The 20,338-nt window shown below is 69.9% G+C and carries 16 protein-coding genes; 8 read left to right on the top strand and 8 right to left on the bottom strand.

All coding sequences use genetic code 11. From position 1 onward, the window contains the following. Nucleotides 1–64: 64 nt before the first annotated feature. Complete coding sequence (locus ACQP2E_RS11960) at nucleotides 65–1,072, top strand: aldose epimerase family protein (RefSeq protein ID WP_433830855.1); 1,008 nt, start codon at nucleotides 65–67, stop codon at nucleotides 1,070–1,072. A 269-nt stretch (nucleotides 1,073–1,341) separates the two neighbouring features. Here ACQP2E_RS11960 and ACQP2E_RS11965 read toward each other — a convergent pair whose 3' ends face one another. The 3 genes from ACQP2E_RS11965 to ACQP2E_RS11975 all read right to left on the bottom strand — a co-directional run bounded on the left by ACQP2E_RS11965 (nucleotide 1,342) and on the right by ACQP2E_RS11975 (nucleotide 4,843). After that, nucleotides 1,342–2,664 carry a hypothetical protein gene (locus ACQP2E_RS11965; protein WP_433825281.1) on the bottom strand — a complete coding sequence of 441 codons (1,323 nt, stop codon included), beginning with the start codon at nucleotides 2,662–2,664 and terminating at the stop codon, nucleotides 1,342–1,344. 797 nt (nucleotides 2,665–3,461) lie between these two features. Next, nucleotides 3,462–4,127 carry an HAD family hydrolase gene (locus ACQP2E_RS11970; protein ID WP_433830857.1) on the bottom strand — a complete coding sequence of 222 codons (666 nt, stop codon included), beginning with the start codon at nucleotides 4,125–4,127 and terminating at the stop codon, nucleotides 3,462–3,464. A gap of 11 nt (nucleotides 4,128–4,138) precedes the next feature. Then, the gene (locus ACQP2E_RS11975) at nucleotides 4,139–4,843 is read right to left on the bottom strand and encodes a mechanosensitive ion channel family protein (RefSeq protein ID WP_433830859.1); all 705 of its coding nucleotides are present in this window, start codon (nucleotides 4,841–4,843) and stop codon (nucleotides 4,139–4,141) included. 128 nt (nucleotides 4,844–4,971) lie between these two features. Between ACQP2E_RS11975 and ACQP2E_RS11980 the strand changes: the two genes are divergently transcribed. Beyond that, the gene (locus tag ACQP2E_RS11980) at nucleotides 4,972–5,709 is read left to right on the top strand and encodes an alpha/beta fold hydrolase (protein ID WP_433830861.1); all 738 of its coding nucleotides are present in this window, start codon (nucleotides 4,972–4,974) and stop codon (nucleotides 5,707–5,709) included. Here ACQP2E_RS11980 and ACQP2E_RS11985 read toward each other — a convergent pair. Both ACQP2E_RS11985 and ACQP2E_RS11990 read right to left on the bottom strand, forming a co-directional pair. Continuing rightward, nucleotides 5,675–8,248 carry a LuxR C-terminal-related transcriptional regulator gene (locus ACQP2E_RS11985; protein WP_433830863.1) on the bottom strand — a complete coding sequence of 858 codons (2,574 nt, stop codon included), beginning with the start codon at nucleotides 8,246–8,248 and terminating at the stop codon, nucleotides 5,675–5,677. The two genes, ACQP2E_RS11980 and ACQP2E_RS11985, sit on opposite strands and share 35 nt — an antisense overlap. 3 nt (nucleotides 8,249–8,251) lie before the next feature. Beyond that, complete coding sequence (locus tag ACQP2E_RS11990; RefSeq protein WP_433830865.1) at nucleotides 8,252–10,816, bottom strand: AAA family ATPase; 2,565 nt, start codon at nucleotides 10,814–10,816, stop codon at nucleotides 8,252–8,254. Between the two features lie 210 nt (nucleotides 10,817–11,026). On the opposite strand from ACQP2E_RS11990, the gene ACQP2E_RS11995 reads away from it, so the two are divergent. Next, nucleotides 11,027–11,854, top strand: coding sequence for an alpha/beta fold hydrolase (locus ACQP2E_RS11995; protein ID WP_433830867.1), 828 nt, complete (start codon nucleotides 11,027–11,029; stop codon nucleotides 11,852–11,854). Between the two features lie 18 nt (nucleotides 11,855–11,872). Here the strand turns inward: ACQP2E_RS11995 and ACQP2E_RS12000 are convergent, their stop codons facing one another. Beyond that, nucleotides 11,873–12,313 carry a hypothetical protein gene (locus ACQP2E_RS12000; protein ID WP_433830869.1) on the bottom strand — a complete coding sequence of 147 codons (441 nt, stop codon included), beginning with the start codon at nucleotides 12,311–12,313 and terminating at the stop codon, nucleotides 11,873–11,875. Between the two features lie 224 nt (nucleotides 12,314–12,537). Here ACQP2E_RS12000 and ACQP2E_RS12005 point away from each other — a divergent pair, with 224 nt between their 5' ends. Continuing rightward, nucleotides 12,538–14,817, top strand: a complete 2,280-nt coding sequence (locus ACQP2E_RS12005; RefSeq protein WP_433830871.1) for a hypothetical protein — start codon at nucleotides 12,538–12,540, stop codon at nucleotides 14,815–14,817. A 106-nt stretch (nucleotides 14,818–14,923) separates the two neighbouring features. Further along, nucleotides 14,924–15,865, top strand: a complete 942-nt coding sequence (locus tag ACQP2E_RS12010; RefSeq protein WP_433830872.1) for a fumarylacetoacetate hydrolase family protein — start codon at nucleotides 14,924–14,926, stop codon at nucleotides 15,863–15,865. A gap of 146 nt (nucleotides 15,866–16,011) precedes the next feature. On the opposite strand, the gene ACQP2E_RS12015 is transcribed toward ACQP2E_RS12010, so the two are convergent. Then, nucleotides 16,012–16,899, bottom strand: coding sequence for an SDR family oxidoreductase (locus ACQP2E_RS12015; RefSeq protein ID WP_433830874.1), 888 nt, complete (start codon nucleotides 16,897–16,899; stop codon nucleotides 16,012–16,014). A gap of 85 nt (nucleotides 16,900–16,984) precedes the next feature. Between ACQP2E_RS12015 and ACQP2E_RS12020 the strand changes: the two genes are divergently transcribed. After that, nucleotides 16,985–17,536: a helix-turn-helix domain-containing protein gene (locus ACQP2E_RS12020; RefSeq protein WP_433830876.1), complete on the top strand. Its 552-nt coding sequence runs from the start codon at nucleotides 16,985–16,987 to the stop codon at nucleotides 17,534–17,536. Between the two features lie 723 nt (nucleotides 17,537–18,259). Here the strand turns inward: ACQP2E_RS12020 and ACQP2E_RS12025 are convergent. Beyond that, complete coding sequence (locus ACQP2E_RS12025) at nucleotides 18,260–18,943, bottom strand: hypothetical protein (protein ID WP_433830878.1); 684 nt, start codon at nucleotides 18,941–18,943, stop codon at nucleotides 18,260–18,262. A 171-nt stretch (nucleotides 18,944–19,114) separates the two neighbouring features. Here ACQP2E_RS12025 and amrS point away from each other — a divergent pair, with 171 nt between their 5' ends. Together amrS and ACQP2E_RS12035 are read left to right on the top strand one after the other, a co-directional pair. Beyond that, nucleotides 19,115–20,125: an AmmeMemoRadiSam system radical SAM enzyme gene (gene amrS / locus ACQP2E_RS12030; RefSeq protein ID WP_433830880.1), complete on the top strand. Its 1,011-nt coding sequence runs from the start codon at nucleotides 19,115–19,117 to the stop codon at nucleotides 20,123–20,125. Between the two features lies 1 nt (nucleotide 20,126). Beyond that, the gene (locus tag ACQP2E_RS12035; RefSeq protein ID WP_433830882.1) at nucleotides 20,127–20,336 is read left to right on the top strand and encodes a radical SAM-modified peptide, FtsH ternary system-associated; all 210 of its coding nucleotides are present in this window, start codon (nucleotides 20,127–20,129) and stop codon (nucleotides 20,334–20,336) included. Nucleotides 20,337–20,338 lie beyond the last annotated feature (2 nt).

A 20,338-nucleotide genomic window follows, 5' to 3' on the forward strand; every position in this document is an offset into this window, starting at 1 on the left:
TGGCCCGCTGGTTTGTGACAGCGCTGGTTACTCGATGCCGGCGGCTTGGGTAAGATCCGTCGGCATGTCGGCCGACCAGTACGAATTGACCAACTCGAATGGAATGCGCGTTCAAGTCCTCGGATATGGCGGGATCATCCAGTCCGTCGAGGTTCCGGACCGGGACGGCGTCCTCGCGAACGTCGCGCTGGGGTTCGCCGACGTGCAGGGGTACGTGGATCACCCGGGGCCGTATTTCGGGGCGATCATCGGCCGGTTCGGCAACCGGATCGCCAAAGGACAATTCACGCTGGACGGGGTCACCTATTCGGTGCCGCTCAACAACGGTCCGAACAGTCTGCACGGTGGACTTTCCGGATTTGACCGGCAAATCTGGAAATGTCGGGAGGTTGAGGGTGGTTTTGCCCTTAGCCACGTCAGCCCGGATGGTGATCAGGGCTACCCCGGCGAGCTGTCGGTGACGGTCACGTACACGCTGACAGGTGACAACGCCCTGCGGATCGACTACGAGGCGGTCACGGATGCGCCGACCGTGGTGAACCTGACGAACCACAGCTACTTCAACCTGGCCGGCGCCGGTTCCGGGGATGTCTACGGTCACCTCATGCAGATCCACGCCGACGGCTTCCTGCCGGTGGACGCGGGGCTGATCCCGACCGGCGAGATCGCCTCGGTCGACGGCACCGCGATGGACTTCCGCGAGCCGATCGCCATCGGCGCCCGAATCCGCAGCGACGAGGAACAGCTGCTGCTGGGCGGTGGATACGACCACAATTGGGTGCTCCGAGGCGCAGGGCTGCGCGAGGTTGCCCGGGTGGTCGAGCCCGTGCACGGCCGGACGCTGACCGTGCTGACCACCGAACCGGGCGTCCAGTTCTACTCCGGCAACTTCCTGACCGGCACCTTCGCGGGCGCGGGCGGAGCGGCGTACCGCCAGGGCGACGGATTCGCCCTGGAGACCCAGCACTTCCCGGACTCCCCGAACCACCCCGCATTCCCGTCGACAACCCTGCTTCCCGGCAGCACCTACACCTCCACCACCATCTACCACTTCGCCACAACCAACGAATAACCCGCGCCGCCGCGCCGCCGCGCCGCCGCACCGCCGCACCGCCGCGCCGCCGCACCGCCGCGCCGCCGCACCGCCGCGCCGCCGCACCGCCGCGCCGCCGCACCGCCGCGCCGCCGCACCGCCGCGCCGCCGCACCGCCGCACCGCCGCACCGCCGCGCCGCGCCGCCCGCGAGCCCCTCCCTGCCCGCTGGCGATCCTCTCCATTGCGCGATCTTGAGCGATTTCCAACCCCCAGGAGTCTTCTTCTTGGTTTGTTGGGATGTGGTTGTCAAGTTTTGGTTCGGGTGGTTTTCCGGAGGTATTTGGTGGCGTTGTAGGCGGTGGTGATGGCGATGACTTCGGTGTGGGCGGCGTCGCCGCGGGAGTGTAGGCGCCGGTCGGTGCGGAGCAGGTGCGCGAAGACGGGTTCGATCATCGGGCTGCGGCGGGTGTAGAGCTGCTGGTCGGTGTCGCTGTCTTTGCTGGTCACGCCAGTTAGTGGGATGCCGGTGATGGTCGCGGGTACTGCGGGGGCGAGGAAAGCGCCGTCGGCGAGGTGGTGGCCGAAGGGCTCGATGATCCCGGCTTGGCGGCAGGTGCCGGCAGCGGCGGTGAGGTTGGGCAGCAGCCCGTGGGCGTCGTTGCCGTGTTGCGACAGCAGCCCGGCGATGATGAACTGTCCGCTGATCACGGTGATGGTCAGTAGCCAGCCGAGAATCCAGGCGGGTGTGTTCGCTTTGCCTTTCAGGATCCGGGCGGACCGGTCGGTGAGGTTGGCCCGGGCGGCCGGGCCGTCGCGAGCGGTACCGGAGCCGGCCTGGGCTTGAGTGAGCCGGCTCCGAGCCCGGGCCAGAGCCTGCTGCTTGCCGCGGATACGGATGTGCTGCTCGGGCAGACACGGCGGCCCGCCGCGCGGCGGCTGCCCGGCGGCGGCTCGCGCTTGATAGGTGTCGTACTTGTCCTGCTGGCGGCGGGTCATCTCGGCCAGTTCAGCGGTATGCCGATCGACGCGGGCCTGCCAACGGGTGATCTGCTCGTCATGTCGTGCGGCCGCCGGCCGTCCGCGTTCGCGGGCCTCGGCCTCGGCCTGTTCCAGACGCCGTAACCGGACCAGCAGCAACTGCTCCGCGCGGATCATCTCTGCGTAGCCGTGCTCGAGGAACCTCGCCAGATCAGGATCGTCGAGCATGTCCTGACGGCGTTGCTGCAACCCGGCCAGCTCACGACGCGCCGCGTCGATACGGGTAGTGATCAGCGGGGCCGTCATCGTCTTCGACAACGCGGCCGGCGCGATCACCGGAGTGCTATCCGTCGCGGTCACCGATACATCGACCAGTCCCGCCTGACCAGAGACCCTGATCAGCGAGTCCGCGACCGTCTGCCAGCCCCGGCGATGACCTTGCACGAACCGGCGCAGACACGCCGCCGACGGCACCTGCTCGCGCTGCCACACCACCCGCAACGACGCTTGTTCCCGACACGCCCGGGCCATGTCCTGCGGACTACGCCACTGCCGGCGGTAACACCACCACACCGTGACCAGCATCAACCGCGGGTCATACGGCAACCCGCCCACCCCATCAGCCCGGTAATCCTGCTCGAACCCCGACATGTCAACACGCTGCGCCAACGCGAGAAACCGGAAGATCTCCGGATCCGCCCACCCCCGCACCTGCTCAGACACCGGCTGCTCAGGCCCACGAAAACGACGTCCCATACCTGCCGCTCTACGCCCTCACACCCACCACTTCCCACCCCACCACCCCAACGAGGGACCCGAAACCACCCCAACAAGGCATCGACAACAACCCCACCAGCCCTCAAGAAGAAGACTCCAGAGGGTCAAGGATCGCTCAAGATCCACGGTGGCACCCCGGCAGCCCTCGCCGGGCACCCGAACTCGACACGCAACAGCAGCGCTGCTCGTGTCGAGGCCACCCGTCCGCGAGCCGCGTGCGGGACGCTGGATCTTGGCCGGCTGACTGCCATAGCTGCCTCGCGGCGCTTCACGCAGCCGTGAGCGCCAGCCGGCCCGGCCCTGCGCCGCCGGGCCCGGCCCTGCGCCGCCCGGCCCGGCCCTGCGCCGCCCGGCCCGGCCCTGCGCCGCCCGGCCCGGCCCGCCCCGCCCGGCCCGGCCCGGCCCGGCCCGGCAATGCCCCGCCCCGCCCGGCCCGGCCCTGCGCGGCCCGGCCCTGCGCGGACCGGCCCTGCGCGGCCCGGCCCGGCCATGCCCCGCCCCGCCCGGCTCGGTCCTGAGCCGCCCGTCCCCGCGCTGTCCGGCCCGGCCCGGCGCCGCCTGGCTCCCGCCCGGCCCGGCGCCGCGCCGGCTGCCGCCCGGTCCTGCGCCGTCCCTGGCTGAGCTGGACGCGGCGGCCTGGGCAGTTCTGTTGATCTCGCGTGACCGGCAGGTCAGGCCTGTAGCAGCTTCGGCAGGTCGTCCATGCTGGTGAAGATGTGGGTGGCGCCGACCGTGAGCAGCGCCTGCGGCTCGTGGTGGGCGAGGCTGTCGGGCGGGCAGTACCCGTACACCGTGGCGCCGGCGGCCACTCCGGCGCGGACACCGGCGGGGGTGTCCTCGATGACGGCTGTGTGTGCCGGGTCGACGCCGAGGGCGGCCGCGGCGGCCAGGTAGACGTCCGGGGCCGGCTTGCTGCGTGGCATCTCCATGCCGCTGAAGACCTTGCCGGCGAACGCGTCGGCCAGGCCCACCTTGGTCAGCTGAAGATCGATCTTGGGGCGATCGGCACCGCTCGCGCAGGCCACCTTACCGTTGAAGATCCGGCTGATCTCGTGGACGGCGGACACCGCACCGGGGATCGCCTCCAGGTCGAGGGCGAGGGCCTCGTTGCGGCGGCGGCGGAACTCGCCGATCCACTCGTCGGTCACCACGAACCCGGTGTTGGCGAGGATCACCCCGGCCTCGTCGGTGAGGGCGCGGCCGACGAAGAGTGTGAAGCCCTCCGATTCGGTGAGCTCCCAGCCCAGGTCGCGGAGCATCGCGCGGAGCACACGGTTGGTGATCCGCTCGGAATCGACGAGGACACCGTCACAGTCGAAGAGCACAGCTTGGAACATGACCATGACCCTCACACACCGTCGGTGTCCTGATGGCGGCGGGTGCTCTCGGCGGAGGCGCCTGCCACAACGACGGCAAGATCGGCGCCGGCTGGGGAAGCGCCCTCCTGAAACGCAGGCGGGGGCCACTCTCCGTCGAACGGGCCGACCGCTGACGCCATGAGCTGCGAGTTCGGGATGTTCAGCGGCCCATCGTCGGTGTCCAGCACCGTGTAGAGCAGCCCCGCCGACACGATCACGCCGACGTGCGGACCGTTCAGCGCGCCCGTCATCACCCGGATCCGGCGGCCCGGCACATAGGGCCGGGCGAAGAGCAGGACCAGCCCGGCGAAGAGGTTGCCGAGCACCGGCTGGGCGGCCAGGCCGACGATGATGCCGGTCACCGCGCCGCCGACCAGCAGATGTTCCAGGCCGACGCCGAGCATGTCGCACACCGTGCTGATCACCAGGACGTATCCGGCCAGCTGCACCAGCAGCCGCAGTGGTGTGCCGGCCTCGTTGCCGGCCCGGGCCACCGCGATGCGGTGCACCTCACGGGCGGCCGACCGGGTCGCGAGCATCCCGAAGAGGGCCACCAGCAGGGCGGATCCGTATCGGATCGTCGGCGTGCCGGTCTGCGTACCGACGATGAGCGCGACCAGGGCGCCCAGGCCGAATATCACCGCCCGGCGGAAATCGGGACGGATGTGCTCCTCGATCAGCCGCTTGCGCCACATCGTGCCGGCTCCTCCGAAAGCTGTGGATCTTGCGGAAGAGAGTAACGAGCAGTCGTCTGACGGACGGCAGCGCGGTCGTGAGGCTGAAGGATCGGAAGCACAGGAACGAAAAATCGGAGGAAAATCCCATGTCGACCACTCCCACCGTCGTGCTCGTGCACGGCGCGTTCGCCGACGCGTCCAGCTACGCGAAGCTCATCCCGGAACTGCTCGACAGCGGCGTCACGGTCGTCGCCCCGGCCGTGCCGAACCGCAGCCTGACCGGTGACGCCGCCTACATCGCCTCGGTGGTCCGGCAGATCGACGGCCCGGTCCTGCTCGTCGGGCACTCCTACGGCGGCGCGGTGATCACCGTGGCCGGTGCCGAGGAGAACGTCGCGGGCCTCGTCTACCTGTCCGGTTATGCCCTCGCCCAGGGTGAGAGCCTCGGCGAGCTGCAGGGCGGCTTCCCCGACTCGGACCTCGCGGCGGCGCTGGTCTACACGAAGTTCCCGGTACCGGGCGAGGACGACGGCACTGACGTGTCGGTCGACATCGAGAAGTTCCCGTCCGTTTTCGCCCACGACGTCGACCCGGCGCTGGCCCGCGTTCTCGCGGTGTCGCAGCGTCCGCTCGCCGCGTTCGCGTTCGGCGAGCCGGCGCCGTTCGCGGCCTGGAAGACCAAACCGTCGTGGGGCATCGTGTCCAGTTCGGATCACACCATCAATCCGGACGTCGAGCGTTTCGGTTACCAGCGGGCCGGCGCGAAGGTCACCGAGATCGACTCCTCGCACCTCGTGATGCTCTCCCACCCGAAAGAGGTCGCGGACATCATCCGGGAGGCGCTTTCGGTCACGACAGGTTTCCGAGCTGGTGCCGACGACTGATTCCGGTCTTGCGGTAGACCCGGGACAGGTGGGTGCCGACGGTCCGCGCCGAGATGAACAGCTGCTCGGCGATCGCGCGGTTGCTCAAACCCTGCGCGGCCAGCGCGGCCACCTGCCTCTCCTGCGGCGTCAGCGCCGCCGGGCCGTCGTCCGTCGAGGTCGCACCCACCGCGATCTCGCGGGCGGCAAGCTCGGCGGCGCCTCTCGCGCCCAGTTTCGCAAAGACCTTTCCCGCGTACGCGAGAACGACCCGAGCCTCCCGCGGACTGCGGTGCCGGCGTAACCAGACGCCGTAATGCAGGTGCGCGAGCGCCCGTTCGTAAGGGTATTCGCTGTCGACGGTGGCTTTCCGGAACAGTTCTTCGCTGTCACTTTCGGACAGCACGGCTTCGCTGAGATCGATCAAAATCGTCATCCGGGCGCTCGGCTCGGCCCCGGCCGCCTCACGGACCCGCGCCACCACCGTGCGGGCGTCGGCCTGCTGACCGCAGCGGACCGCCGTGACGGCCAGCTCGGCCACCCCGCGCGACGACAGGTACGGGTGCAGCGGCCGCCCGTCCACATCGAACATCGACCGCAGATATCGGTAACCGTTCTCCTGGTCGCCGCCGTCCGCCGAGGCCAATCCGGCGGCGCGCAGCAGCCGCACGTGCGAGGCCCGGTTGCCCTGGATGTCGAGCCGTTCCCAGGTTTCCCGGGCCATGGTCAGCGCTGCCTCGCTGTCGCCGCGCAGCGCGTGCAGCAGGGCCCGCAGCGCGGCGAGGGTGACCCGCATCGCCGGCAGGCCGACGGCCTGGCGGGGCTCGGCGTACCAGTCGGCCGACTCCCACTCGCCGGCGTCGATCATGGCGCTGATCAGCGACGGCAGTGTCCCGAAGCCCGGCGACGCGGCCGGGTCGTCAGCGAACGAACTGCGTAACAGTCCGGCCGCCAGCGCGACCCGGTCCTCCGCCACGGCAATCGCGCCGAGCAGGGCGAGCCGTTGCCGGTCGGCCGAGGTCAGAGGGGTGCCGGGTGCCGGCACGACGGCGGTTTCGAGCAGTTCCCGCGCGGTGTGCGCGGCCGGGTCGATCACCTGCTGGGCGTAGGCGGCGATGGCACGATCGGGTTCGTCACCGGCCGCCGCCAGCAACTGGGTGAGGCCGCGGCGGTGCTCCTCGTCGCAGGTGACCCACGCGATCTGGGCGGCGATCAGGGCGAGACGCGCGACATCGGCCGGGTTCGCCGGTGGGCCCGCGCGCAGCGCGGCCATGATGATTCCGTACGCCTCATGCGGCCGGCCGGCCCAGTGCATCGCGGTGGCGGCCGGGCGGGCCGCGGCGGCGAGTACGTCCGGGTCGTCGGTGAGCCGCCACACCTGGGCGTGCAGTTCGGCCGTCCACGCGGTGTCCCGCAGGTCACGGGCGTCGGCGACGGCCCGGGTGAGCCGCCGGGCCGCGGCCTGCGGTGACGGGGAACGGTCGGCGGACTGCTGCATGGCGGCGGTGGCCTCATATCGTTGCCCGCGCCGGCGGAAGATCGCGGCGGCCTGCTCCAGCGCGGTGGCGACCTGCTCGTCCGGGCCGGAGCCGGCGGCGGCGAGCTGGATCGCCTGGTGCTCGGGGCGGTCGGCGAACGCGGCGGCGAGATCGTGGTGGACGCGGCGTCGCAGATGCGCGGAGGCATAGCGGTAAGCGGCCTCAGCGGCGAGCGGATGGCTGAAACGGATCAGGGCGCCGGAGCGGGTGATCAGTCCGGCGTGCTCGGCCGGTTCCCAGACCTCCTCGGTGATCGCGGCTGCCCGGGCCAGGCGGGGAGCGTCGGTGGGGAAGCCGGCCGCGGCGGCGTAGAGCAACAGGGTGCGTACCGGGGTCGGGAGCCCGGCCAGGGCGTCGGTGAACTCGGCGAGCAGGCCGCCGGCCGGAGACGCGGTGCTGCCGAACTCGATGAGCGCGGCCGGATTGCCGGCGGACCGGTGCAGGATCGTGGCCCGGTCGCGCGCCGAGGGGGAGCGGTCGCGTTCGTCGAGCAGCCGGGCCGCGTCCTCCGGGCCGAGCGGGGGCAGCGTGAGCAGCGGCAGCGCGGCGAGGGCGTCCGGTGGCGGGGTCCGGCCGGCGGCGAGGACGGCCACGTTCGGATCGTCCGGCAGCGCCGCGAGGGCGTCCTCGCCCAGGTTGTGCACGTCGTCGGCGACGATCAGGATCGGGATCTTCGCGGCTACCGCGGTCACGGCCGAGCGGACGACGGCGGGCAGTTCGCCCGGATCCGGTGGCGGCAGGTCCGTTTCCAGGCCGAGGAGCGCGAGTGCCGGGCCGCCGGTCTGCGCCGGCAGGGCGGCGAGATCGTGGCGGATGGCGAGCAGCAGCTGCCGCAGTGGCCACGGACCGGGACCGCCGCGCAGCACGAGGACCCGCCGGCCGGCGTCACGCGCGGCGCCCGCCGCCGCCGCGAGCAGCGCGGACTTGCCCGCACCGCGAGGGCCGGAGATGAACAGCGAGCCCGTGAGGTGGCTGATCCGGGACAGCTCGGCATCCCGGCCGATCAGCAGTGAGAACGGCATCCGTCAGCTTTCGATCAGGGCGCGGAGCTGGTGGCGACTGCCGACGCCCAGCTCCGCATAGATCCGGTACAGGTGGGAGCCGACCGTGCGGGGTGAGAGGAACAGCTTCTCGGCGATCTGCCGGTTGCTCATCCCGGCGGCCGCCATCCGGGCGATCATCTGCTTCTGCGCGGTGAGCGCGGCGAACGCGTCCGCCTCGGGTTCCGGCTCGCCGGCCGCGCGCAGGCCGACCGGCAGGCCACGGCGGGCCTGCTCGGCGTGGCCTTCGGCGCCGAGCCGCAGGAACGTGTCCCGGGCCGCGAGCAGATGCGGGCGCGCGTCGTGCAGGCGTCGCCGTCCGCGCAGCCAGAGGCCGAGATTGAGCTGGGCCTCGGCGTACTCAAGGGGCCATCGCAGGGCGCGCTGCGGGTCGGCGAGGGCGCGCTGGAAGTGCTCCTCGGCGCGGCCGGTTTCGTCGAGCAGAGCTTCGGCGTGGGCCAGGAGCATGGTCATCCGGCTGGTGGTGTTCCCCGCCGCGGATGTGGCGAGTCGCAGGACCGTCATGGCCTCGGCGCGGTTGCCGGTGGTCGCGGCGGTCAGGGCGAGCTGCGGCAGGCTGCGGGGCCCGAGGAAGTAGTGCCGGGGTGTTCCGTCGGTGTCCCACAGGCTGCGGAAGCGCTGGTAGGCCAGCGGGTAGTCGCCGGCGGACAGGGCGGTGAGGGCGGACGCCCGCTGCTGGAGGTTGCCGATCAGTGTGGTGTCCGGCGGATCGGCGGGGGCCTCGGTGGGCGTACCCACGTGGCGCAGTGAGTGAAGGACGGACCGGAGGGCCGGCAGGACCGAACCCAGGACCGGGACGCGGATCTCGGCGGACTGCTCGGCGGCGTCCATCAGGCGGTCGGCCTCGGTCCATTTCCCGGCGTCGATCAGCGCGACGATCAGCATCGGGAAGGAGCCGAGGACGGCACCGTGGGCGCCGTACTGCGTACCCATGTCCCAGAGTGAGCGGAGCTCGGCGGCCGCTTTCGCGGAGTCGTCGATCAGGAACGCGACGATGCCGGTGAGCAGCGTGCCGGTGAGCAGCGTGCCAGTGAGCAGCGTGCCGGTGGTGCCCTCGCCGGTGATCGGGCCGGGGGTGAAGGTGGCCGGGTCGGCGATCGCGAGGATGGCGTCGCGGGTGAGCTGGTCCTCGGGTCCGGTGCCGGCCGGGAGCATGCTCGGCAACTGCTCGCGGTGAGCGGGGTCGCCGGAGTGCAGAGCCGCCGCGGCCACCGCAAGGGTGATCTGGCTCGCGCGGGCGCCGTCGCGGGCGGCCTGGGCAGCGATGTCGAAGGCCTGCCACGGCCGGCACAGGTGGACCAGGGCGTAACCGGCGCCGGCGGCGGCCATGCCGGTCACGTCCGGATCGGTGGTCAGGGCGACGGATTTCTGGTAGAGCCGGATCGTCCACTCCGGATCGCCGCTGCGGTGGGCGGCGAAGACGGCCCGGGCGTATCGCCGCGCGGCGGCCTCGTCGTCGGCGCTGCGCTCGGCCGCGGACTGCAGAGCCCCGGCGGCGGCCAGGTAATCGCTGCGCGCGAGTGAGCCGGCGGCGGCCGTTTCCAGAGCGGCGGCCACCTTCTCGTCGCGGCCCGGGTTGCCCTCGGCCAGGTGCCGGGCCCGGTGGTACGGGTCGTCGGTCGCGGCCGCCAGATTGCGGTGCGCCCGGGCCACGTCGTCCGGGGTCTCGACGACGGTGCAGGAGGCCCGGTACAGCGGGTGCCGGAAGTGGGACTGCCCGTCGCGGACGGCGATCAGCCCGGCCTGCTCGGCCGGGGCCCAGTGACGCAGGTCCAGGGACATGCCGGCGGCTCGGGTCAGGGTGCCGATGTGCTCGGGGTCGCCGGCCAGGGCCGCGTGCAGCAGCAGCCACCGGGTCGCCGGGGGAAGCGCGCGGATGGCGTCCGGGAATTCCGGGGGGAGGTGCTCGCCGGCGTCGGCCAGCACTCGAAGAGCCAGCGGGTTGCCCTCGGCGCGGCGCAGGATCTCGGCGCGGTTGTGGCTCCCGGACGTCGGCGTCAGCGTGTCGAGCAGCCGGGCCGCCGCCTCCTCGGGGAGCGGGCCGATGTCGTAGCGGGACAGACCAGGGATCGGCGGCGTGTCGTCGCGGGCGGCGAGCAGCATGACGATGCGCTCGGTGGAGGTGTTGCTCAGCGCGGTGGCGAGGGTGCGCAGGGACGCCTCGTCGGAGCGGTGGATGTCGTCGGCCACGATCAGGGCTGGGCCGTCCTGGGCCAGCCGGTCGAAGGTGAGCAGTAGCGCTGTCACCAGTGCTGGCTCGTCGAGTTCGGCCGGATGCCGGCGTAGGTGGTGTGGCAGGTCGGATTTATCGTCTTTCAACAGCGTGGACAGCAGCGCGGATGGGGTCACGCGCCGGACCAGATAACCGCGGCGGAGTGCGTCGTCCGCGGCAGCCTCCAGCAGTGCTGTCTTTCCCACGCCGGCCGCGCCGCGGAGCAGCAGCGACGCCGGCCCGTGCCCGGCAGCGCCGACGGCCGCGGTGAGGTCGGCCAGCTCCCGCGCCCGGCCGATCAGTTCCACGCCGCCCATTTTCCGCCTGCCCCCCGTGTGAAGGAACAGTCCACTACCCGGATGTGAGATACGCCAGGCAGAAAACATGAAGATTAAAGGTTCTGCGTGACGCTCGTCGCTGTTGGTACGCGAGCAGTCATTCGACGGATGGCACCCCCTGCCGCAGCGGGCAGTTTGGAGTTCGAGCGATGCGGGACGGCCGCAGCGACATCCGGCGAGGAGCCAGCCATGCCTTTCATCACCACTGACGACGGCACCGAGATCTTCTACAAGGACTGGGGCAACAAGGACGCCCAGCCGATCATCTTCAGCCACGGCTGGCCGCTGAGCAGCGACGCGTGGGACGTCGAGATGAAGCTTGCCGCCGACAACGGGTTCCGGGCCATCGCCCACGACCGCCGCGGGCACGGCCGGTCGACGCAGACCTATTTCGGCAACGACATGGACACCTACGCCGCCGACCTGGACGCCCTGGTGCGCGCCCTGGACCTGCGTGACATCATCCTGGTCGGCCACTCGACAGGTGGTGGCGAGGTGGTCCGGTTCGCCGCGACGCACGGCGTCGGACGCGTTGCGAAGATCGCCACGGCCGGTGCGGTCCCGCCGATCATGGTGAAGTCGGAGAGCAACCCGCAAGGCACGCCGATCGAGGTGTTCGACGGGATCCGGGCCGGCGTCCTCGCTGACCGCTCGCAGTTCTTCAAGGACCTTTCCGAGCCCTTCTTCGGTACGAACCGGCCCGGCTCGACGATCTCCCAGGGCCAGCGTGACCAGTTCTGGCGGCTCGGCATGCAGGCCGGCTTCGCCGCGGTCTACGACTGCGTGAAGCAGTTCTCCGAGACCGACTTCACCGCCGACCTGCAGAAGCTCGACGTCCCGATCTTCATCGCGCAGGGTGACGACGATCAGATCGTGCCGCCGGCCGCTGCCTCCGAGAAGGCCATCAAGCTGGTCAAGAACGGCACCCTGAAGCTGTACCCGGGTGGGCCGCACGGTATCGCGGGCGAGTACCAGCAGGAGCTGGACAAGGACCTGCTCGAGTTCTGGCTGAGCTGACTCAAGCCGGGCTGACGGTCACCGGTGGTAACGAGAGACGACGTCCCGTAGCCGTCGGCCGTCTTCGCGGACGAACAGGCCGCGAATCTCGGTGAACGGGTTGCTGCCCGGCGGAACGTCGTCCTCGTACCCCGCCTCGGGGTCCTCGGGGAGCTGGACGAACGGGGTCTTCGGCTGATCCGGGTGGGTGGGCACGACCGGATTGCGGTACCACGACGTGCCGCAGTTCCGGTTCTGCACCTCACCGAGGTACCAGGCCGGGACCGTCACCACCGGCTCGTCCTCGGCGGCGAGCAGATCGTCCCAGCCGGCGAACCGCTCGCGGAGCAGCTGTTCGAGGCGGTCCAGCGAGTCGATCGAGAAGTCCCACTGCTGCCCGGTATCCCGGGACCAGGACGGGAAAGCAGCCTCCTGGCTCGCCAGCCAGGTGTTCAGCCTCGGGTTGTCCGCCCAGCTCATGCCGCACCCCGTCGTTGCTCGGTTGTCGTTCGGTTGTTGTTCGGTCGTTGCTCGGTAACGAAACGATATCCATAGAAGTCGATTGACCGTATCGGGCTGCGCCGATACGGTCCCGTTCCATATGGTGCCACAGGCGCCGGGAACCAGACGACTACAAACGGGGAGGCATCCGGCGTTTCGCTCGCCTTTCGAAGTCTTCTGGGCCTCCCTGGACGGGGATCCTGATGAGCAACCCCAGACCCGCGATGCGCGCGCGCCTGCTGATGCGAAGCCTGGCCGCTGCCGTCTGCGCGGCCGTGCTGGCGTTCGGCGCGGTGCCTGTCGCCGCCGCTCCCGCGCCGCTGCCGTTCACCGGGCAGCGATGCGACAAGAAATTCGACCTCTCCGGCCCGCCGTCGAAACCGAACACCATTCCGGTCGGTGACGCGAGCCGGGTCAAGGCGGACTGGGACACGTACGACTACACCAACCAGCGGCAGGCGATGGACGGCCTGCCCGCACCCACGGCCAAGGACATCGCGGACGCCGGTGAAGACCCGAGCGTCTGGCAAGAGGGCGACAAGCGCAAGGTCTACGCCAGTTACAACCGGCGGCAGAGCAGCACGAACCCGTACACCGGCTCGTTCAAGGACTGGCTCAACGACGCGTACATCGAGAACGCCGCCCGCAACTCCCGCGGCGCCGCGTTCGGCGAGAAGATCGCCCGCGACTTCAACATGACCGGCGCGCACTGGCTCTGCGAAGTTCAGATCAAGGACGCCAGCGGCAAGGTCATTCGTACGTACGACGCGGTGAACACGAAAACCAAGGAGTTCGTCGAGTTCAAGTCCGGCGGGGCGCACTCGGGTGGACAGATCCCCGGTGACCGCGCGGTGCTCAAGGACAGCCGGTTCGCCGAGTACAAGCTCCGGTACGTCTTCGGCCAGGAGCAGGAGAAGAAGACGACCACGGCGCTGCGGAACCTCGGCAAGGCCGTCGGCAACACTCCGGAAGGGCTGGCCCGGGTCACGGCGTACGAGCACCGGTCCACCCCGGTCGCACGGTTCACGCCGGGGCAGTACACGAAGTTCGACCCGCTCCTGAACCCGGCCTCGTCGGCCGGCCAGGGTGCCCGCGGTGGCCTCAACGACATGCTCAACCAGTCGAAGCCGACGCCCGAGACGATGCGTCAGCAGATGGAGCGGATCCGGCAGGGTGACCCGGCCGGCCAGCGTCTGCGCGGCCCTGGCGGCGTCGACTTCTCCACCCTGGAGCTGCGCTTCGTCGGTGCGCCGGCCAAGGGTGAGGGACTGAACTACTCGTTCTCCGCCAAGAAGATGCCCGACCCGGACGAGAACCCGGGGTACGGCGGCGAGGAGAAGGCTCAGCTGATCTCCGATTCGTTCTTCACCTGGCTGGCGCTGACGCCGGAGAAGTTCTGGGTGAACCTCAACCCGGACGAGCCCAACCGGATCATGGACAGCACGTTCGGCAAGACCGACGCCGGACGGGTGCTGCTCGAGGCCGACCTGAAGATGAAGCAGGACTTCGCCCAGGCGATGAACCCGGAGAAGGCGCTCGGCAAGAAGTTCTGGGACGCCACCCAGCTGAAGGACGGGCTGCCCTGCCTGCACAGCATCCGCAACTGGATCGAGCCGGCGCCCGCGCAGGTCCGCGAGCAGGACGGCGGCATCTACATCCTGGACGCGCCGCTGAAGCTCAGCTCGGTGCCGCAGGAGTTCACCGTGCAGCCGCCCGGCGAGGCGTGCAAGCCGACCGAGTCGCAGATCAAGCACAACCAGGAGGTCGTCGAGGAGCTGATCGTTCCCGAGGTCGAGCGCCTGATCAACAACGATCCGGCGTACGCCGACCTGCGCCGGGTCTACACCTCCCGGGTCGCGGCCGAGTGGATCCGCCTCCAGGACGCGAAGAAGGCCACCGACTACCGGTCGATCATCAACAGCGACAACGTGGCGAAATGGCCGATCCGCGGCGAGAAGTGGGACTTCAACGAGACCTGGCAGCGGTACCTGAAGTCGTACAAGGAGGGTGACTACGAGTTCGAGTGGGAGGCCGGCGGCAAGGTCTACATCTACACGATGGGCGGCGTCGACTTCTCCAAGGCGCCGAAGAAGAACGTCACGAAGCAGGTGTTCACGGCGAAGCACCAGTACCTGCCGCGCAGCACCGAGACGTCGGTGAAGGCGATGACCGACGACGCCGAGAGCGACGAGATCCTGCTTCTCGGCGGCAACACGGACGCGAAGCCGACGGTGCCGCCGTCCTCCGAGCCGGGTGACGGTTCCGGCGGCGGCGATGGCTCCGATGACGGCGACGACGGCGACGACGACGGTGACGCGACTGCCACGCCGACGCCCGGTGGCGACGACAACGCCGGCGGCCTCCCGATCACCGGCGACAGCGTGCCGGTGCCGGTGCTGATCTCGGTGGCGATCGCCCTGATCGCCGTGGGCGCGGGCCTGGTCCTCTGGGCCCGCCGCCGTAGGCGCACGTTCGTGAGCTGACCAGCATCAACGAGCGGCGGCACCACCCGGTGCCGCCGCTCACCATCTTTCATCGCTGCCTTCCCTGCTGCTCGCGCGTTGATCCGGTGAGCGGGAGGGGTGCGGCGTGCGGGTGGGTGTGGCGGACGGGCGGGTGGTCGGGTGGGATCCTTCGACCGGGGCTTGGGTGGTGGTCGGGGAGGACCTGCTGGGCTTTCTCGGTGGCGGGAGTTCGGCCATCCGGGAAGCTGAGGGTGCCTTCGGTGACCCGTACCGAAAAGAGAGCGTGAGCGGACCGGCCGGGCTGCCGATGGAAGCAGCCTCGCTGCGGTGTTTTGGTCTTTGGGAATCGCACATGGTCAATGGTGCTCGGGGGCTGGTCGCCGCTTTCGCCTCGCCGGGGGTGCGCAGGGTCGCCAAGGTCTTTGAATCGGTTACCGGCAATGTGTTGCCGGCCATGCGGCCGAAGGCGAACTATTACCGGGATCCGCAGTTCTACATGGGTAATCACCGTTCGATGATCCCGGACGGCGCGACGCTCGGCTGGCCCTCGTTCGCCGAGGTTCTCGATTTCGAGCTGGAGTTCGGGATCGTGATCGCCAAGCCGGTGAAGGACTGCGACGCCGCTGAGGGGCGGGCGGCGATCGGCGGGTTCGTGATTTTCAACGACTGGACCGCGCGGGACACGCAGTGGGACGACACGCGGCGCGGAACGTTCGGCGGCGTGGTCAAGGCTAAGACGTTCGCCAATGCGATGTCAGCGATCGTGGTGACCGCGGACGAGGTGTTGCCGCGCTGGCGTGAGCTCACCGGAAGAGTCGTCGTGAATGGCGAGAACTGGGGAGAAGGTACGACGAAAGACCCGATGTTCGATCTGGGCGCGGTGGTCAAATACGCGGCCCGCGGGGAGTGGCTGTTGCCCGGTGATGTGCTGGGCAGCGGGACCATACCGGGCCTCTGCGGTCTGGAGATGGGCCGTTTCCCGCGGCCGGGCGACGAGGTCCGGCTCGAACTCGATCTGGCCGCCGGCGCTCCGATCACCCTCACCAATCGGATCGGCGGGACCTGATCAGTCAGTTTCGGAGAAGCGCCGGTCACGCTTCCAGCCCTGGCGTGACCGGCATGAACAAGTGGATTCGACAGGCTCACCGCTGGCTCGCGATCGCCTTCACGGCGACGGTCATGCCGTACCGGGCTAAACGGAAGACGGCCTGATCACGCGTTCTGGTACGCGCCCGCGATGATGTCCTCGACAAGTGTCGGCCCGGTGGGATCCCAGCCGTACGCCGCCCGGGTGATCTCACTCGACGCGCTCATGTCCAGGGCGAAGAACCGCCCGAGGAAACCGAAATGCTCCACCGCGTCCTCGGGCGCGACCGACTTGACCGGCAGATCCAGCGATTGCCCGATCGCCTCGGCGATCTGCCGGCTCGACACCGCCTCCTCGGCGACGGCGTGCAGACGGGTGCCGGCCGGTGCCTGCTCGAGACCGATTCTGACCAGCCGCGCCGCGTCGTCGACGTGCACCGCGGACCACGCCGACGACCCGTCGCCGACATAACCGGCGAACCCGGTACGCCGGGCGGCGGCCACCAGGATGGCGATGAACCCGTGGTCGCCGGTGCCGTGCACGGTGGGGGCGAAGCGTGCCGCGATCGCGTGCACACCCAGCTCGAACGCCCGGTTCTCGGCACCGCCGCGCGGCGAGTCCAGCCCGACGAACGGCGACGGGTCGTTCTCGGTGGACGGCCGGCCCTGGGCGAGCGCGGCCAGCCCGGACGCGAACACGAACGGCTTGCCGGTGCCGGCGAGCGCCCCGGCGATGGCTTCGACAGAGGCCCGCTCGGCCCGGTTCGACTCGGCCGGGTTGGCCCAGTCGTGCTTGTTGGCGAGGTTGACCACGGCATCGGCCTCGGTGGCGCCGCGCCGCAGGGCGTCCAGGTCGTCGAGGTCGCCGCGCAGCACCGCCGCGCCCTTGCCCTGCAGAGTTGCCGCGGCGGCATCCGACCGCGCCAGGCCGGTCACGTCGTGGCCTGCCCTCAGCAACTCGTCGACGGTGTGCGAGCCGATCCAACCGCTTGCTCCGGTGACGAACACGCGCATGGCGTGCCTCCCTTACCCATGATGTCAGTGACTGACATGACGCTACACCCTGATGTCAGCTTCTGACATCACTATGATGCGGATCATGGGAAGATGGCAGGGCGGCGCGGCGGATCGCCTCAAGGAGGCGGCACTCACTCTTTTCCAAAGCCATGGGTACGACGGAACGACGGTCGCTGAGATCGCGGCAGCGGCCGGGGTCACCGAGCGCACGTTCTTCCGCCACTTCGCCGACAAGCGTGAGGTGCTGTTCTTCGACCAGGACGCGTTCGAGGGAGTGTTCCTGTCGGCCCTGCCGGCGTCCGGCGCCCCGATGGAGCTGGTCACGGCCGTGCTCGCCGGTGCCGCCTCACTCTTCCCCGACGAGCGCCGCCCGTGGTCACGCGCCCGGCAGGCGGTGATCGCCGCCAACGTGGCATTGCAGGAGCGCGAGCTGCTGAAGATGTCGCTCCTCGCGGTGGCGCTGACCCGCGCCCTGACCGAACGCGGCATCGACCCGGTCGGCGCGGCGCTGGCCGCCGAAGCGGGGGTGGCGGTGTTCCGCACGGCGTTCGCGGCCTGGATCGCGGACGGCGAGGAGCGCCCCTTCCCGGAAATACAGACCGAGGTCCTGAACCGCCTGCGCGCCCTGCTCTGAGCTACGCCTCGCCGGGGAGCCTGCACCCGCTCCGCTCTGGCCGGCCCCGCTCCGCCCCGTCCCGCCTGCTGTGCCCGCCCGGCCTCGATCTTGTGGACTTCTCCGCAGACGTCTCCACGTGATTCCGCAAGATCGAACAGGCCCAGTCGATCTTGCGGAGTTACGCGCAAACGGTTCGCCGAACTCCACAAGATCGGCGAAGCATCGCGTTCACCACGTCGAGACTGTGAAGCACCGCGTTCGCCACGTCTTCAAGATCCGGCATGTCCACCCGTTGTGCTGGCAGAGCGTCACCACAACCCTCGCAGACCACCCGAAACCGACGTGCCACCGGTGGCCGTCTCGCAAACTCGTGCATTGGTGGTCGATCAGCCGGCCGAACTGCACAAGATCTCCAAGCGGCGCCTCGCACCGAGAAACCGCCAAGCCGCCCCGCCCGAACCCGAGGCCGGCCTGCGGGATGGCAAGACTCGAGCGGTGGAGAATCGCTCAAGATCGCGGGCGAGACGAGACGAGACGAGGCGGGGCAAGGCGAGACGAGGCGGGGCAAGGCGGGGCAAGGCGGGGCGAGGGGGGCGAGGGGGCAAGGCGGGGCAAGGCGGGGCGAGGGGGGCGAGGGGGCGAGGCGGGGCGAGGAGGAGGCGGGGACGGACCGGGCTGGCGCGTTGGCGGGCTGGCTGGTGTGTGAGCGGGGCTCCTCCGCAGGCCCCGTTCGCGGGTGGGTTACTCGTAACAGTTCTGGTTGTCGTGTTCCAGGAACAGTTCGGCGACCTTGCTGTCGGTGAAGTGGAAGCGGTAGTGGACCTTGTCGCCATCGTCGCCGGCGGCCCAGGCGCGGCCGTTGCCGCTGTCCAGTGTGTCGTCGACGCCGCCCGCGAGCAGGTCGTCGTAGGCGCTCTTCACCTGCTTCAGCGTGCTGCCGATGCGGATGCCCTCCGGGGTGGTGAGCCGGCCGTAGGCGGGGATCGAGATGACTCCGAGGTCCGGCGAGTGCACGACGGAACCCGCGTCCGGCGAGGCCTTGAGTACTGACGCGCCGCATCCGGGCGATGATCCGCCTTCGTAATTCGTGATCAGCCCGGTCGCCTTCGCCTGCGCGACCGTCATCCCGATCGTGAGCTTGCCCAGCCCGGCCGGCCCGAACACGAGCCGCGACGAAGAAGACGAGGGCTCGGGCGACGGCGAAGAAGGAGGAACAGGCGGCGAAGAGGAAGGAACAGACGACGGCGAAGAAGAAGGAACAGACGACGGCGAAGAAGAAGGGGAAGAAGCAGGCGGGGAAGAAACAGGGGACGAGACCGCGCCGACCGGCGTGGCCTGCCCGTCCAGACGCTCCGGGGACGAGGCACACCCGGCCGTCACCACAAGCCCTGCCGCCACTCCGAGAACCGAGATCATACGTCGCATCGAGGTGCCTTTCTTTTCGCTGAGGGTCGGTCCTCAGGTGTGATGCGTCGCGAGTGGACTCGGTTCGCGTGCGGAAGTCAGCTGGCACGAAACCGGTAGACGTGCGCCATCTGAACAAGGACAGCACGTCGGGGGATGCCACCGCTGCCCGTACCTTGTCAGGATTGGATCGTGCAGTGGACCCGCGCGACCCTTTACACCAAGCGCGGCGACCGGATCCGCTGTGACCTGTGTCCACTTCGCTGCATGCTGAAGGACGGCGAGGCCGGCGTCTGTGCCGTGCGCAGGCGAAACGGTGACCGGATGGAGACCGCGACCTTCGCCTCCACGATTCAGCACGTCGACGCGAACGAGCGCAAACCCTTCTTCCACTTCCGGCCTGGCGGCCGCAGCCTCACCCTCGCGGCCCCAGGCTGCACTTTCGCGTGCGGTTACTGCATCAATCACCGCCTTTCCCAGTACGGAAGAGAGGACTCCGTCGCCTGGACCGCACAACCGGTCGATCCGGCCGAGGTGGTGGGCCGGGCCGTCGCCGAGCAGGCCGACATCTGTTTCTCCTACACCGAGCCGTCGCTCTCGCTGGAGCTGACCGAGGCGATCGCGGCGCTGGCCCGGCCGGCCGGCGTGAAGGTGCTCTGGAAATCGAATGGCTTCCTCACTCCGGAAGCGGTCGAGCGGGCCGCCGCCGTGGTCGACGCGGTGAACATCGACATCAAGGCCGCCGAGACCGGGCCGCACCATCGGCTCACCGGCGCCCCGCTGGAACCGGTGCTGGAGACGGTCCGGGAGTTCGCCCGGCGCGGTGTCTGGGTCGAGGTGACCACGCCGCTGATCCCCGGCACCAGCGCGGACCCGGGCCAGCTGGCCACCATCGCGCGGTTCGTCGCCTCGGTGAACACCAGCATGCCGTGGCACCTGGTGCGGTTCACCCCGACGTTTCGGATGCCTGACGATGCGCCTACCACCCCGGCGACGCTTGTCGGCGCGGTCGCGATCGGGCGCGAGGCCGGCCTCCGGCATGTGTACGTGGAGCGGGCTCTCGGCGACGAGGGCCGGGCCACCTACTGCCCGGGGTGCGGCGAGACGGTCGTGCGCCGGGGGATCTGGCGGCTGGAGCACTCCGAGATCCAAGAGGGACGGTGTGGCCGGTGCGGCTCACCGATCGAAGGACGGTGGAACTGACGTGACCCGTTACGAGGGTGTCGAGGACCTGCCCGATCTGATCGACGCTTCGGAGTACTCCGAGCATCCCGAGGGCGACCTGATCCGGCTGCGGATCTCGGTCACCCCGGACGGCGTCGAGGTGCTCGGCGACGGCATGCGTCCTGAGGTCCTGGAAGCGCTGCTGGAGTCCCTGGAACCGGAGACCATCGAGCAGATGTGGTGCGGCTGACC

The organism is Actinoplanes sp. CA-015351, assembly GCF_050955685.1.
GTDB lineage: Bacteria > Actinomycetota > Actinomycetes > Mycobacteriales > Micromonosporaceae > Actinoplanes.